The sequence below is a fragment of the Rossellomorea marisflavi genome (genome assembly GCF_001274775.1).
GTDB classification, from domain to species: domain Bacteria; phylum Bacillota; class Bacilli; order Bacillales; family Bacillaceae_B; genus Rossellomorea; species Rossellomorea marisflavi.
Window position 1 is genome coordinate 157,862 of record NZ_LGUE01000004.1, and the last position, 13,304, is coordinate 171,165.

A 13,304-nucleotide genomic window follows, 5' to 3' on the forward strand; every position below is an offset into this window, starting at 1 on the left:
ACTAATATCCTCATACCCCATATTCAGAATATTATTCCAATTACCTGTGAAATTCACTGAAAAACCCGATTCCCCCCTTGATTTTCACTTAAAAAGAAGGTCGATAGAAGGAGCTATGCCTCTCTTTTACAAGAAAGAGGTCTGAGGATGAGTCTTGGGTTTCGAGAAATTACATTGATTCTTTTTGTGGCTTTATTGTTTTTTGGTCCAAGCAAGCTACCTGAGCTAGGGCAAGCAGTCGGGATCACGTTGAAGGAATGTATAAAGGCGACCCAAGGGATCATGGAGGATGCGAAAACGGGGACAAGAGGATGAAGAAGCAGATCTAGGAAAATCTACCTTTTTTTCGTTATCAAAACAGGATGAAATACCCGCGTTCGAAGATACTGTAAAAAAAGAAACCGTTCTTATGTTAAGTTAATGTAAATTTTCGATCAAAATTCTACATATTTTCGACAATTTGCGATATTATTATGAAGGTTTATTAATTCCATATTCGAAATGTTGGAGGTTTGAAAATATATGGTTTTCAAAAAGAAGGATAAATTCGGTACGATTTTGAGCAACATCGCAGAAAATCTGAAAGAGAGTGCTCATTATTTCGCTGATTATAAATTGAATAATGTCAGTGACCTGAAAGAATTCTCTACAACCATGAAGGATTATGAAACAAAAGGCGATAACTATGTGCATGAAGTCATCCTCGACCTGAACAAAGTGTTCATCACACCGATCGAGCGTGAAGATATCCTTGCCCTGTCCATGAGCATGGATGATGTACTGGACGGTCTGGAGCACACTGCGGCCATGTTTGAAATGTACTCGATCACTAAGGCAGATGAGTTCATGCTTCAATTCGTGGAAGCCATCCGTCAATGTTCAAATGAAATCGAAGAAGCCGTCGAGCTCCTTTCAACAAAAAAATGGATCAAGGTGCGTGAATCTGCAATCAAGATCAAAGACCTTGAATCTAAATGTGACGGGATCCTGCGTCAGTCGATCAAGCATCTGTTCAACACAGAGAAAGATCCGATCCGCATCATTCAATACAAAGAAATTTACGAAGAGCTTGAACTTGTAGCGGACTATTGTCAGAACGTAGCAAACACATTCGAAACCATTATCATGAAAAATGCGTAAGGAGCTTAGTTCAATATGGATACAGTATTAATTCTGACCGTCTTGATCGTTTTCTTTGCCCTTGCATTCGACTTCATCAATGGATTCCATGATACTGCGAATGCGATTGCTACTTCCGTATCGACCAAGGCATTGAAGCCAAGACACGCCATTATCATGGCGGCTAGCATGAACTTTATCGGCGCCATGACCTTCACAGGTGTGGCCAAAACGATCACGAAGGACATCGTTGACCCATTCGCCCTTGAAAACGGGACGATCGTCATCCTGGCTGCATTGATTGCCGCCATCATCTGGAACCTTGTGACATGGTATTTTGGGATCCCAAGTAGTTCCTCACATGCCCTGATCGGTTCCATCGCAGGTGCTGCGATTGCTGCAGCTGGATTATCATCACTGAATTATACAGGCTTCATCAAGATCGTCGAAGCTCTTATTCTATCGCCAATCCTTGCTTTTGTGGTCGGTTTCATCATTTACAGCATCTTCAAGGTTGTATTTAAAAACCGTAATCTTGCCAAAACGAACCGGAACTTCCGAAGCATCCAGATTGCTACGGCTGCCCTCCAGTCGTTTACACACGGTACCAATGATGCTCAGAAAGCGATGGGGATCATCACCATGGCCCTAATCGTCAATAATTATCAAACCTCCGACGATATCCAGACGTGGGTACAGCTTGCCTGTGCCACAGCCATGGGACTCGGAACCTCCATAGGTGGATGGAAGATCATCAAAACGGTCGGCGCCGGTATCATGAAGATCCGCCCGGTCAACGGAGTGGCAGCTGACCTTACAGGTGCGGCCGTCATCTTCGGTGCGACAGCGATCCACCTTCCTGTCAGTACGACACACGTCATTTCCTCATCGATCCTTGGTGTTGGTTCTGCCCACCGATTGAGAGGAGTCAAATGGGGTACGGCACAACGTATGCTCATCACCTGGGTCATTACCCTACCGATCTCTGCTACGCTGGCAGCCCTGATTTATTATGTAATCGATCTTTTCTTATAAAAAGCAATGCAGACCGTACCGATCCACCGGTACGGTCTTTCTTTTTCCGGAAATATTATTTACCCCACATTTACCCTTACTAAACCTCTTCCCACTCAAAAACGTCCACCCTTTATCAGGAATGGACGTTCAGATTCGATCTTAAGGTATACGCCTCCACCGAAAACATGACGTTTTCTTTCGAATGAAAGATGATGGAGTCGTCCGATACCCGGGGAAAATAGCGGGCGGTCAATACGTGCTCCCCGTCATTCAAGAAAAGCTCCAGTGAAGAGTGGTCCAAGAAGAGATGAAGCTTTTGGACGCGGCTCACATCCACCCTCCTTCTCTCCGTAGATCCGTCATCAAGGCGACGCCGGGTTAATGTAACCCTGCCCTTCTGACAATCGTAGTGAATTTCAGCTTCATTCCTGAGGCGGATAGAGAAAGAGCCTGCTTTCAGAACATCGATGATGAGTTCCTTGCTCTCAACCCCCATCCCTTCAAACTTCCACTTTTCACCGGCAAGGAGTTCTTTTGAACGGACGCTGAACGCACCTGCCCTTAGCTTTTTCAGTTCATTGACCGGTCGTTGGAGTACAACGCCGTCCTTCAGTTCCAGTTCCCTCGGAATGGTCAACGCGTGGATCCAGTGATAATTCAGTGTGGGATGATAGGGCTCCTGAGAATCTGTCATCCCCATCCAGGCCACGAGGATACGCCTCCCCGCTTCGTCAGTCATCGTCTGTGGAGCATAGAAGTCAAAGCCCTTATCAAGCTCTGAAAAATCCCCATGTGAGAATCGGGATGAATCAACATCGAGTGCACCCGTCATATAGCCTGATTGAAAGAGATTCTGATACCGATCTTCCTCGGGTTCGATCCCTTGGGGTGATATCAATAAGACGTCGCCTTCATCAAACTCCAATAGATCAGGGCATTCCCACATATAGCCTCCCAGTGCGTCACGTCCAGCACCCGCGATAATCCCTTTATAATTCCAACGATAAAGATCATCTGATGTATACAAGACGACGGCACCGGCACCTTCAGACGTTTGTGCTCCGATCACCATATGCCAGGTGGCTCCCCTTTTCCATACCTTCGGATCCCTGAAATGGGCGGTGAATCCTTCAGGCAAGGTGATGACCGGGCCCTTTTTCTCAAAATGCACCCCGTCTTCCGAGACAGCAAGGCATTGATACGTTTCCCTTTCACCCGCATCGTTCTTCACGTTTCCTGTATAGAATAGGAACAGGTGATCATCCGAAACGACTGCTGACCCAGAGTAGCAGCCATTCCTCTCGTACCATTCACTCGGCACGAGGGCAATCGGTTCATGTCGCCATGTGGCAAGATCCTCTGAGGAATAATGGCCCCAGAATTTCGCTCCGTGACTTTCTTCAAGGGGATTCCACTGATAGAAGAAGTGATAGCGCCCCTTGAAGAAAGACAATCCATTCGGGTCATTCAGAAGTCCGATGGGCGGCAGGAGATGATAGTTCAATCGGTATGGATCAGCTTCTGCCTTCTGGTGAAAGGACTGTATTCTTTCTTCTACAGCTGTGAGCAGTCTTTTTTCATTTTCATTCATATGCAAAGCTCCTTGCTGTCATTATTTCTCCACGTCGTTTTTCAGTTTATCCGAATAGCCGAACATCCACGTAAGCGCAAATGCAACTCCGATCGCAATGACGTTCACCAAGATATATAAGAGGATCTGACCGTTCAAGTATAGAAGCGTACCCGGGATGACCGTGATGGCCATGCCTGTTCCCTTCAAACCGACAATGGATGCGATGAATCCACCTACTCCTCCCCCGACAAGACCCATGATGAACGGTTTCCCATATCTCAGATTCACCCCGAAGATGGCGGGTTCAGTGATTCCAAGGAAGGCAGAAAATGATGACGGGAGGGCAAGTGCTTTAAGCTTCTTCGACTTGGTTTTCAATCCGACGGCAAGTGCAGCACCACCCTGTGCAGCGATGGAGCAGGTGATGATGGCATTGTACGGATTGCTTCCAAGATTTGCAAGCAGCTGGATTTCGAGCATATTGAAGATGTGGTGGACCCCTGTCACGACGATAACTTGATTGAGGGCACCGATGATCAGTCCGCTAATCCCAAACGGCCATTCCAGGACCGCAATCGTTCCGTCAAGGATGACATTTTCCAAGCTGTGGAAGATGGGACCGATGGCAAAAAGGGCGAGAGTGATCATGATCAGTAACGTCAGGAATGGTGTAATGATCAGATCCAGTGCTTCCGGGACCCTTCTTCGTATCTGCTTCTCAAGCTTCGCACCGAGGATCCCCGCGATGAACGCCGGAAGGACCGAGCCCTGATAGCCTACGACCGGGATGAACCCGAAGAATTCGATGGGATGTACATCCCCGCCTGCTACTCCCCATGCGTTCGGCAGCGATGGGCTCACGAGCATGAGACCGAGTACCAGCCCGACGATTGGCGAACCTCCAAATACGCGGAACGTGGACCATGCCACAAGAGCCGGAAGGAAGATGAAGGCCGTATCAGTCAAGATTTCAGTGAATAAGATGAAGTTTTGAGAGATATCATCTGGCGTCATACCGAATAAGGCAAGGATCTGTTCCTGCAGAACCAGACCTCGTAGTCCCATGAAAAGTCCAGTCGCCACAAGGGCAGGAATGATCGGAACGAAGACGTCTCCGAATGTCCTGATCGCACGCTGGAAGGCGCTTCCGCTTTTCGCGACTTCAGAGGACTGCTCGGACTTCGTGGACCCTTTCAACCCAAGGTTCATGACTTCTTCATAGACCCTGTTCACCGTACCCGTACCGAAGATCACCTGGTACTGCCCTGAATTGAAAAAGGCCCCTTTCACTTTATCCGTTGCTTCCACCGCTTCCTGGTCAATCGCTTCCTTGTCTTTCACCATGATACGAAGTCGTGTGGCACAATGGGCTACAGAGAGGATGTTTTCATCCCCGCCGACCGCTTTGACGATTTCTTCTGCAATCTTTCGATTCTCCGACATAGTCATTCTCCCCTCCATGTTCATTTGTGGAATCGATTACACAACATTGAAAATAAAAACACTTAATCTATGAGACCAAATGTGAAATCGATTACACAAAATCATAAAAATGATGTAATCGATTCCACATCATCAGAATGAAACCGATTACTTAATTCGGATTATACACTATCACCTTGGAGAAGTCGAACATTTATCAGTCTTTTTTCCGGAGAATTTCCACCACTCTTGATGGCTTCCAGGATCAATCCTGCTGCCACTCTGCCAGACTCCTTATTCTGATAGTCCATTGTAGTGAGGGAAGGCGTGATGTATCTGGAAAGCTCCGAAGCACCGATTCCTGCGAACGCAATGTCTTCAGGAATCCGTAATCCTATTGACTTCACGTAATTCATGGCGCCGATGGCCAGACGATCGGTCACGGCAAATACTGCTGTCGGAGGTATGGCAGCCCCCATCATGCGCTCCATGGCAACAGCTCCAGATTCCACATCGAAGATCCCCTTCTCTATCCAACTTTCTTCTATGGGAAGGTTTCTTTCCTGCATCGCTTGGAGGTATCCCTTTTTCCTCAACACACCGACAGCCGGGTCTTCTTCTGAAACCCCGATGAATCCGATGCGTTCATGACCGTGATCGATGAGGTGTTTCACCATGTCCTTTGCTGCCTGATATTCGTCAAAGATCACATTCGGCGTATCGTCTACCTCTTGCCCCACCACGACCACCGGTATATCCAGACGCTGGATTTCAGCCTTCAGCCCGGCTCCATTTGTAGTAGCTGAGAGGATGATTCCATCCACATCTCGACTCTTTAGGAGCCTGAGATGTTCAATTTCTTTTTCCGCACTCAAGCCCGAGTTGGCAAGCAAAATCTGATATCCCTCTTTTGCCAGGACTTCATCCAATCCGCGGACAAGCCTGCTTGACGTTTCCGTGCTGATTTTCGGCAGGATGACACCGATGACTTTCGTTTGTTTCGTTCTGAGGGATTTTGCATTTTCACTCGGAACATAGCCTGTCTCCTCAATCACTTTCAGGATCCTTTTCCTTGCTTCTTCCCCCACATAACCTGAATTATTTAAAAAGCGTGAGACCGTGGCACTAGAGACCTCAGCCATCTTCGCTACTTCTTTGATCGTTGGCACTCTGCATTCCTCCTTACAAAAGCCCGGACCCTTCCATTTTACCCGAAAGCCGCCCTGATGAACATGTTACAGAAAAAGAAAAAAACCTCCCAAGGGGAGGCTCAAACAGCAGAAGATTTGAATCTGTTCACGATAGAGGCGATGGGACCGGCCTTCCTGACCGGGAGAGAGTGTACGATTGACTCCTTTCCCGGTTCTTCGAGCTTGGGAGAATACACGTGTTCTCCCGTCATGACGGTGCGGATCGCTCCGATCAATTCATCTCCCGTGCTGTCTTTGATCAGGTAGCCATGTACACCCGATTCCATCACCATCCGCTCGTTCCCCGGATCGGCAAACGTGGATAGGATGATCATCTTGATGCCTTTGGAAGCTACATCTCTTATGAAGTCCTGTGCATATAACCAGCTGATGTCGGCAATGAAAATGTCTGGTGGGTCTTTCTCCAGGATGCTCCCTGCCGATTCAAGGGAGTCTGCCTGCCCGATCACCACTGCATCTTCTTCCAGTTCCAAAAGGGTGCAGATGGTTTTCAAATATGCTTCATCCACTTCTGCGACAACAATAGAAATCATGCGTGTCTCTCCTCTTCAACCTGCGATTATAATTCCGGTTTGGCTTGCGGAGTGATACGAGCAGACTTTTGGACCTTCGCTGCCTTGAAGGTGACAAAGTTCTTCCGTTCTTCGTCCCACAGTTTGAATTTAATGGAACTGAGACTTGTCATCAGTGAAATCGTCGGGACATTCTGCAAAGGCTTCGTGTTATTATGAGCCTCTTCAAGCTTGTAGTTCGGAACCCTCGGGCTCAGGTGATGGACATGGTGATACCCGATATTCCCCGTCAGGAATTGAATGGCCTTCGGAAGCTTGTAGAACGAGCTTCCTTCCACTGCCGCAAGCACATATTCCCACTCTTTATCTTCCTCGAAATAAGAATCTTCAAACGTGTGCTGCACATAAAACAACCAGATTCCGAAAGCACCCGATATCATGAAGATTGATCCTTGCACAAGCAGGAATGGAAGCCATCCGAGCGTCAGGCAGAATAATGTGACCAGGACTACCAATACAAGGTTGACGAAGTACGTATTGTTTCTTTCTTTTTTTCTGGCGTTCTTACGATTGAAACGATTTTTCAACAAGAACACATAGATCGGACCAAGGATGAACATCACGAACGGATTACGGTAAAAACGGTACGCAAGACGTGTTTTCAGAGGAGCTGCACGGTATTCGTCCACCGTCATCGTCCAGATATCACCGGTACCCCTTTTATCAAGGTTTCCGCTTGTTGCATGGTGGACAGCATGGTCATGTCCCCATTGATCGAAAGGAAAAAGGGTCATGATTCCCATGGCTGTACCGACTGCTCGATTGACTTTGCGGCTTTTGAAGAATGAGTAATGCGTGCAGTCATGGAAGATGATGAAGATCCTTGTCAAAAATCCAGCTGCCAGGATGATGGGAACGAGGGCCAGCCAGTAGGATACAGATAAACTCTCATAGGCGAGGAACCATAGAAGGAAGAAAGGCCCCAACGTATTGATCAGCTGCCACACACTTTCCTTTGTCGTGGATTTCTCATAAGGAGCTACTTCTTTTTTCAGCGTTTTTATATTCGTCATGTGAGTACAATCCCCTTTTCTCTTTGTGTTACCCATAGTATAGGGGAGAGAGTGTCATGGTGTTAGTAGTAGGTGTCATATGAAGGATATGACACTTGTCATATTTTCAAACGGGGCAGGAATGAGAATGCTTTCACAGCAGGGGTTTGAGGAAGGAAATTAAAATCAGGAAAATCTGAAAAAAGTCATATTTCCTGCGTAAAAAACATAAATACCCACTCCATCTTTGTCAATGGAGTGGGTATTATTCATGAGCATACAAGTACTTCCCGGACGAATCGACCTTTCTTCACTTCGCAACGGTCTTCTATGGAGAGACCGGCATCACGGATGGCCTCATCGACATCCTCAAGGGTCACGATCACGGCTTTGTCAGCTATCCGTTTAGCACTCTGAAGGAGCTCTAGCTTCTCTTCATCTGTTATGACCGAGCAGAGATTATAGGGCAGATCGATGATGGCCGCATCATAATGATCGGTTATGTCATTGATGTCCATGAGGCTGACCTCCCCTTCCAGTCCGAAGTGGGCGATGTTTTCCTTCACTCCATCCAAAATCAATGGATTTCGATCACTTCCTTTGATATCCATCCCCATGGACAGTGCTTCCACCAAAACGGTGCCGATTCCGCAGCACGGATCGATAAGGGTGACACCTTCGGGATCCGGTGCGGCGATATTGGCTACGGCACGGGCCACACGTGTATTCAATGAAGTCGAGTAGCTGTGGGGCTTGGACTGGTGCTTCAGCCATATGGCTTCATTACGGGCATACTCCCCTAAGACCCAACCGCCATCAGTTTCCATGATGCCGTATAAGATCGTCGGATGGACCAGCTCCGCTTCCCCCTTGAGCTGGAGGCCGACTTCCTTTTCGATCCTGCGCACTTCCTTGAACCCTGTTTTTTCCCGGTCGGGATTTTGCACATATATGACCTTGAAACCATCTACGGCAGCCAATTGATGGACGTTTCCAAGGAACTCCTCAAAGCTGGCTCCTTCCGTCATGACGGTGAGACGTTCTTTTATAAATGGACTCCTGCTCGGATCGATCAAGCGTGTGCTTTCCTGGATCAATGAGCTCGGACTTTCGCCGAACAACGTCCTTCTTTCCAATGCGCACAGCGAAACTTCGTTCGGTTCCCAGGAGTAGGTATATAGATGTTTTCTGATGATAATCAACTCCGTATGAAAATAGCGTACTCTTCCTATTGTATCACAGCTATTTCGTACAGTCGGCATGCTTGCCGGGGCCCATTTTAGAAATAGATGTAAAATAGACTTTACAAAATGTAAAGTTAACCATACAATATGGGTATAAACTCAAGAAAAGGAAAGTGATGGGATGCTAACAAACCGTGTAAAAGAATTGCGGGCAAGGCATGGAATGACACAGGGCCTGCTTGCTGAGTCCGTCGATGTGACGAGACAGACCATCGTCGCCCTGGAAAAAGGGAGCTATATCCCTTCCCTGCTTCTCGCGATGAAAATAGCCAAGGCATTCGGACTGCCCGTTGAAGAGATATTCTATCTGGAGGAGGAAGAAAGATGAAATTGATGAAACTGTTTTGGATGTATGTCGTAGTATTTGGTTTATTTGGCTGGGCAATGGTGGAGTTTTTTGATATGACCACCCAAATTGCTGCGTTCAACAAAAACCCGGACGGAGACGTCATGTTTGAAGGAAATGCTTTCCCTTTTCTATTGATCTTGATCGTGTGTAGCATCCTTTCCATCCTGTCCTACCGCTCTAAAAAAAGAAGGAAGCTTTCCCTCATGGTTCCGGATGAATTCCAGGAAAGCGATGAAAGGGAAAAGCAGATCACTGCGGAAGCCTGTAAGACCGCCTATATGAGCATGATGATCGCCGCTCCGGTCATCGCCGCTCTGCTTGTCTTTTATCCACTCGTTGCTGAAAAGCTCCCCTACTATCCAGTGATTCTCTTCATGCTGCTGCCCTTCGTTCAGGTGACGGCGTATCTGATTCATTGGAAGAAGGCATTTTAATCAGTGTTAAGACAAAACAAACGAACTCGATTAGGGTAGGTTCGTCATACAGCTCTTAATTCCCGTACAAGACTGCGCTTCCTGCTGGAAACAAATCAATCGTCATGTTCATGACACCAATTAATGACCCGAACTTTTTGCCTGACCGCAGGTAGATCGATTCGGGTTTTACTATGATTAAAACACATTTACCTCAGCCTTTTCATGGTATAATTTTAATGAATTCCCAATAAGAGGAGAAGTGAAGTCATCATGAATGAGTACATATGCACCACATGCGGCGTGCAATACCATTCGGCTGCAGAACCGTCATCTTGTCTGATCTGCACGGAGGAACGACAATATGTGAATCCAAACGGTCAATCATGGACCAACCTTGAGCAGCTTACTGCATCAGGAGTATACAAGAATGAGATTGTTCAAGAGGAAGAAGGGCTTTACAGCATCACCACCACTCCTTCGTTCGCCATCGGTCAAACCGCTTATCTCATCCAGAAAGCCGGCTTCAATGTTCTGTGGGATTGCATCACCTACCTTGATGCAGAGACCATTGCGACCATCCGTGAGTTAGGCGGCATCCAGGCGATTGCCCTGTCACACCCGCACTATTACTCCACCCAAGTGGAATGGGCAGAAGCGTTCGATGCCCCGATCTATATTCACGAAGACGACCGGGAATGGGTGACCCGGCCGAGTGAGCGCATCATCTACTGGAGCGGGGAAGCGCTTGAACTGCACGAAGAAGTCACCATCCATCGCATCGGCGGGCATTTCAAAGGAGGGAGCATCCTCCACTGGAGAAGCGGTGCAGACAAGCTCGGCGTGCTCCTCACAGGTGATGTCATCCAGGTGGTGGCCGATCGGAACTGGGTCAGCTTCATGTATAGCTATCCGAATCTCATCCCGCTCCCTGCCTATAAAGTGAAGGAGATGGCGACCCAAGTGAAGCCGCTCCCATTCGACAGGCTATACAACGCATTTCACCGGATCGTCACGCGTGGAGCGAATACGAAGGTTCAGGCCTCGGCAGAACGCTATATCGCCGCACTGGAAGGCACGCTCTTCCATACATAACAAAAAGCATCCCGTTATATGGGATGCTTTTGTTTCATCCTGTACAAATCATGATGAGATGGCCGTCAGGATCCTTAACGGTAAAAAACGAGAAATCATCGAAGCTTGTGATGGGCTGGACGACTTCAATTCCGATTCCCTCCACGTATCCATGGGCTTCATGAATATCGTCCGCATGAAAATTAAAGATCGGGAAGCGGGCGGGCACGATGTCCTTATGCTCCCCTTCAGGTCCTGCATCAAGCGTAAGACTTGTATAATCGGCGACCGGGATCGTATGGACCGGTCTGGTGACATCGTCCAGGTCGACTTCCTGTCCGAGAAGATCAGCATACCAGTGGGCAGAGGCTTTCAGATCACTCACATGGATAAAGATGGTATGGATTCTGTTTTGAATGGGCGTTTTCATGATTCACTCTCCTTTTTGTCTTCATTCAGTAAGACGGATGAAACGATGAAAACCTGACAGGCTTTTTTTGCAGATTTTCCCTGCGGACGGCTTCCATACAACCTTATCCCCGAAATCAACATAAGGAAAACTTATTCTATCACCATTTTTTGCCTATCAACCTATCACGGGAAACGGTATCATGAAGGAAACGAGAGGACTGATTCCATGAAAGAACATGATCTTCACACCTACTGTATCAATACGGACTTCCAAGGATCTATCCTTGTGACAAGAGGATCCCAGGTGGAATTCAAGGAGGCATACGGCCTGGCAGACCGGGTGCACAACATACCCAATTCCACTCACACCCGCTTCGGGATGGCTTCGGGCTGCAAGCTCTTCACTGCAATCGCTATCCTGCAGCTGATCGAAAAAGGCTGCTTTTCCTTGGACTCGCGGCTACGGGATATTCTGCACATGGAGCATACTTCCTTTCACGAAAGCATCACGGTTCACCAACTGTTGACCCATACTTCCGGCATCCCGGATTATTTTGATGAAGAAGAGATGGATGACTTCGAGGACTTATGGAGAGACCAGCCCTCATACCGGATGGAATCACCGGCTGACTTCCTCTCCTTGTTTGAACAAGAGCCTATGAAATCCACGCCCGGTGAGCGCTTTTCCTACAATAATTCCGGCTATGTGCTTTTGGGCTTGATCATCGAGGCACACGCAGGAATCACATTTTCCGAATATGTGAAGACCCAGATTTTCAAAGCGGCAGGGATGGAAAAGTCGGGTTACTTCAGGATGGACCTGCTACCGGATGGAACAGCCACGGGCTACATCGGTCTAGGGGATGGGCTGTATAAAAGCAATATCTACTCCCTTCCCGTGAAAGGAGGACCGGACGGAGGCGCCTATACGACAACAGAGGATGTCCATGCCCTGCTCGATTCCCTCTTTAAGCACAGTCTCCTGACGAAAGAAAGCACGGACCTCCTCCTGAAGCCCCACGTGGAATGTGGTACGGGAACCTTTTATGGATATGGAGTATGGGTGATCCAGGACGAAGGGGATAATGCGCCGGTTTATTCGTTGATGGGCCTTGATCCTGGCGTGAGCTTCAGATCCGTGATCATCCCGGAGGACGACCGGATGATCACCGTCCTATCAAATTGTGACGAACAGGCATTCTCCCTGATGACCTTCATCAGGAAGAATGATATTTAATACAAATGATAAAAGTAGGCTGCGTTCAATTCTACATCCAGTTCTTCGGCAGCCTGCTTCATCAGATCCCATGAAAAGCAGTAGAATCTCCAGGAGATGACGAGGTCGTCCTCGATCTCGATACGGTGAAGATTGTTGAGATACCTCTTCCCGTCCTCCTTCTCCTCCAGCTCCACAATCACCGGGGCACCCCATAGCAGACGGTACTCCCCGATGATGGCTTGTTGATCCTGGACAATCTGATACCAATCCCCCAAGGAATGTCTCTTTGTCTCTTCCAGGCCGATCTCCAGCCCTGAATGGACAATCTCCGTCTGGATCTCTTCATGAAGGACGGAAGCAATCTTTTCGGGGTCCTTGGACCGGAATCCTTCCAGCATGGTGGCGATGACCGGATCAGCTTGAAGAGAATCCACAGATCCACTTGTTCCTGATTTGGCATTAGAGACAGGACTATACTTCCGCAAACTCTTTCGTGCACGGCTGACATTGGCATGGACGGACGCTTCCGTCGTCCCGATGATATGAGCCACTTCCTTTCCTTTGTATAGGAATGCATCGGTCAAAATGATCGATACGTATTGAACAGGGGTAAGAATGTGGACGAGATGCTCCAGATTTTCCAGAAGCTGATAGTCGAATTCTCCCGCTGCATTGATTTCCTCCATGT

General features: G+C 47.8%; 15 protein-coding genes. 7 read left to right on the forward strand and 8 right to left on the reverse strand.

Annotation, left to right across the window (positions count from 1 at the left end; genetic code table 11):
• Positions 1-147 precede the first annotated feature (147 nt).
• From AF331_RS10645 to AF331_RS10655, 3 genes are all read left to right on the forward strand, one after another.
• On the forward strand, positions 148-315 hold the full coding sequence (locus AF331_RS10645; RefSeq protein WP_053428114.1) for a twin-arginine translocase TatA/TatE family subunit: 168 nt from the start codon (positions 148-150) through the stop codon (positions 313-315).
• Between the two features lie 207 nt (positions 316-522).
• Positions 523-1,140: a DUF47 domain-containing protein gene (locus tag AF331_RS10650; RefSeq protein WP_048005092.1), complete on the forward strand. Its 618-nt coding sequence runs from the start codon at positions 523-525 to the stop codon at positions 1,138-1,140.
• Positions 1,141-1,155: 15 nt separating this feature from the next.
• Positions 1,156-2,154: an inorganic phosphate transporter gene (locus tag AF331_RS10655; RefSeq protein ID WP_053428115.1), complete on the forward strand. Its 999-nt coding sequence runs from the start codon at positions 1,156-1,158 to the stop codon at positions 2,152-2,154.
• A 115-nt stretch (positions 2,155-2,269) separates the two neighbouring features.
• Here the strand turns inward: AF331_RS10655 and AF331_RS10660 are convergent, their stop codons facing one another.
• The 6 genes from AF331_RS10660 to AF331_RS10685 form a co-directional block, all read right to left on the reverse strand.
• Positions 2,270-3,727, reverse strand: coding sequence for a sucrose-6-phosphate hydrolase (locus AF331_RS10660; RefSeq protein ID WP_053428116.1), 1,458 nt, complete (start codon positions 3,725-3,727; stop codon positions 2,270-2,272).
• A gap of 21 nt (positions 3,728-3,748) precedes the next feature.
• Entirely contained in the window at positions 3,749-5,152 is a 1,404-nt protein-coding gene (locus tag AF331_RS10665) for a sucrose-specific PTS transporter subunit IIBC (RefSeq protein ID WP_053428117.1), read from the reverse strand.
• Between the two features lie 161 nt (positions 5,153-5,313).
• Positions 5,314-6,300, reverse strand: coding sequence for a LacI family DNA-binding transcriptional regulator (locus AF331_RS10670; protein ID WP_053428118.1), 987 nt, complete (start codon positions 6,298-6,300; stop codon positions 5,314-5,316).
• 101 nt (positions 6,301-6,401) lie between these two features.
• Positions 6,402-6,875: a response regulator gene (locus AF331_RS10675; RefSeq protein WP_053428119.1), complete on the reverse strand. Its 474-nt coding sequence runs from the start codon at positions 6,873-6,875 to the stop codon at positions 6,402-6,404.
• Between the two features lie 26 nt (positions 6,876-6,901).
• Positions 6,902-7,927 (reverse strand): Delta(5) desaturase DesA, encoded by a 1,026-nt coding sequence (gene desA / locus AF331_RS10680; protein WP_053428120.1) that lies wholly within the window; start codon positions 7,925-7,927, stop codon positions 6,902-6,904.
• Positions 7,928-8,175: 248 nt separating this feature from the next.
• Positions 8,176-9,027 (reverse strand): TRM11 family SAM-dependent methyltransferase, encoded by an 852-nt coding sequence (locus AF331_RS10685; RefSeq protein ID WP_235576366.1) that lies wholly within the window; start codon positions 9,025-9,027, stop codon positions 8,176-8,178.
• Positions 9,028-9,271: 244 nt separating this feature from the next.
• Between AF331_RS10685 and AF331_RS10690 the strand changes: the two genes are divergently transcribed.
• The 3 genes from AF331_RS10690 (at position 9,272) to AF331_RS10700 (ending at position 11,007) form a co-directional block, all read left to right on the forward strand.
• Positions 9,272-9,478, forward strand: coding sequence for a helix-turn-helix transcriptional regulator (locus AF331_RS10690; protein WP_048016376.1), 207 nt, complete (start codon positions 9,272-9,274; stop codon positions 9,476-9,478).
• Positions 9,475-9,933, forward strand: coding sequence for a hypothetical protein (locus tag AF331_RS10695; RefSeq protein ID WP_053428121.1), 459 nt, complete (start codon positions 9,475-9,477; stop codon positions 9,931-9,933). Before AF331_RS10690 ends, AF331_RS10695 begins: the two co-directional genes overlap by 4 nt.
• Before the next feature lie 252 nt (positions 9,934-10,185).
• A complete protein-coding gene (locus AF331_RS10700) occupies positions 10,186-11,007 on the forward strand; it encodes an MBL fold metallo-hydrolase (RefSeq protein WP_053428122.1) in 822 nt (273 codons plus the stop codon).
• 34 nt (positions 11,008-11,041) lie between these two features.
• On the opposite strand, the gene AF331_RS10705 is transcribed toward AF331_RS10700, so the two are convergent.
• Complete coding sequence (locus tag AF331_RS10705) at positions 11,042-11,416, reverse strand: VOC family protein (protein WP_053428123.1); 375 nt, start codon at positions 11,414-11,416, stop codon at positions 11,042-11,044.
• A gap of 207 nt (positions 11,417-11,623) precedes the next feature.
• Here AF331_RS10705 and AF331_RS10710 point away from each other — a divergent pair, with 207 nt between their 5' ends.
• Positions 11,624-12,634, forward strand: a complete 1,011-nt coding sequence (locus tag AF331_RS10710) for a serine hydrolase domain-containing protein (RefSeq protein ID WP_053428124.1) — start codon at positions 11,624-11,626, stop codon at positions 12,632-12,634.
• Here the strand turns inward: AF331_RS10710 and AF331_RS10715 are convergent.
• Complete coding sequence (locus AF331_RS10715) at positions 12,631-13,302, reverse strand: hypothetical protein (RefSeq protein ID WP_152915603.1); 672 nt, start codon at positions 13,300-13,302, stop codon at positions 12,631-12,633. The genes AF331_RS10710 and AF331_RS10715 overlap by 4 nt on opposite strands.
• Positions 13,303-13,304 lie beyond the last annotated feature (2 nt).

Coding starts and splice junctions, on each gene's coding strand:
- AF331_RS10660 (WP_053428116.1), bottom strand. CDS start 3,727: ATGAATGAAAATGAAAAAAGACTGCTCACAGCTGTAGAAGAAAGAATA.
- AF331_RS10655 (WP_053428115.1), top strand. CDS start 1,156: ATGGATACAGTATTAATTCTGACCGTCTTGATCGTTTTCTTTGCCCTT.
- AF331_RS10665 (WP_053428117.1), bottom strand. CDS start 5,152: ATGTCGGAGAATCGAAAGATTGCAGAAGAAATCGTCAAAGCGGTCGGC.
- AF331_RS10715 (WP_152915603.1), bottom strand. CDS start 13,302: ATGGAGGAAATCAATGCAGCGGGAGAATTCGACTATCAGCTTCTGGAA.
- AF331_RS10675 (WP_053428119.1), bottom strand. CDS start 6,875: ATGATTTCTATTGTTGTCGCAGAAGTGGATGAAGCATATTTGAAAACC.
- AF331_RS10695 (WP_053428121.1), top strand. CDS start 9,475: ATGAAATTGATGAAACTGTTTTGGATGTATGTCGTAGTATTTGGTTTA.
- AF331_RS10650 (WP_048005092.1), top strand. CDS start 523: ATGGTTTTCAAAAAGAAGGATAAATTCGGTACGATTTTGAGCAACATC.
- AF331_RS10700 (WP_053428122.1), top strand. CDS start 10,186: ATGAATGAGTACATATGCACCACATGCGGCGTGCAATACCATTCGGCT.
- AF331_RS10690 (WP_048016376.1), top strand. CDS start 9,272: ATGCTAACAAACCGTGTAAAAGAATTGCGGGCAAGGCATGGAATGACA.
- AF331_RS10645 (WP_053428114.1), top strand. CDS start 148: ATGAGTCTTGGGTTTCGAGAAATTACATTGATTCTTTTTGTGGCTTTA.
- desA (WP_053428120.1), bottom strand. CDS start 7,927: ATGACGAATATAAAAACGCTGAAAAAAGAAGTAGCTCCTTATGAGAAA.
- AF331_RS10705 (WP_053428123.1), bottom strand. CDS start 11,416: ATGAAAACGCCCATTCAAAACAGAATCCATACCATCTTTATCCATGTG.
- AF331_RS10710 (WP_053428124.1), top strand. CDS start 11,624: ATGAAAGAACATGATCTTCACACCTACTGTATCAATACGGACTTCCAA.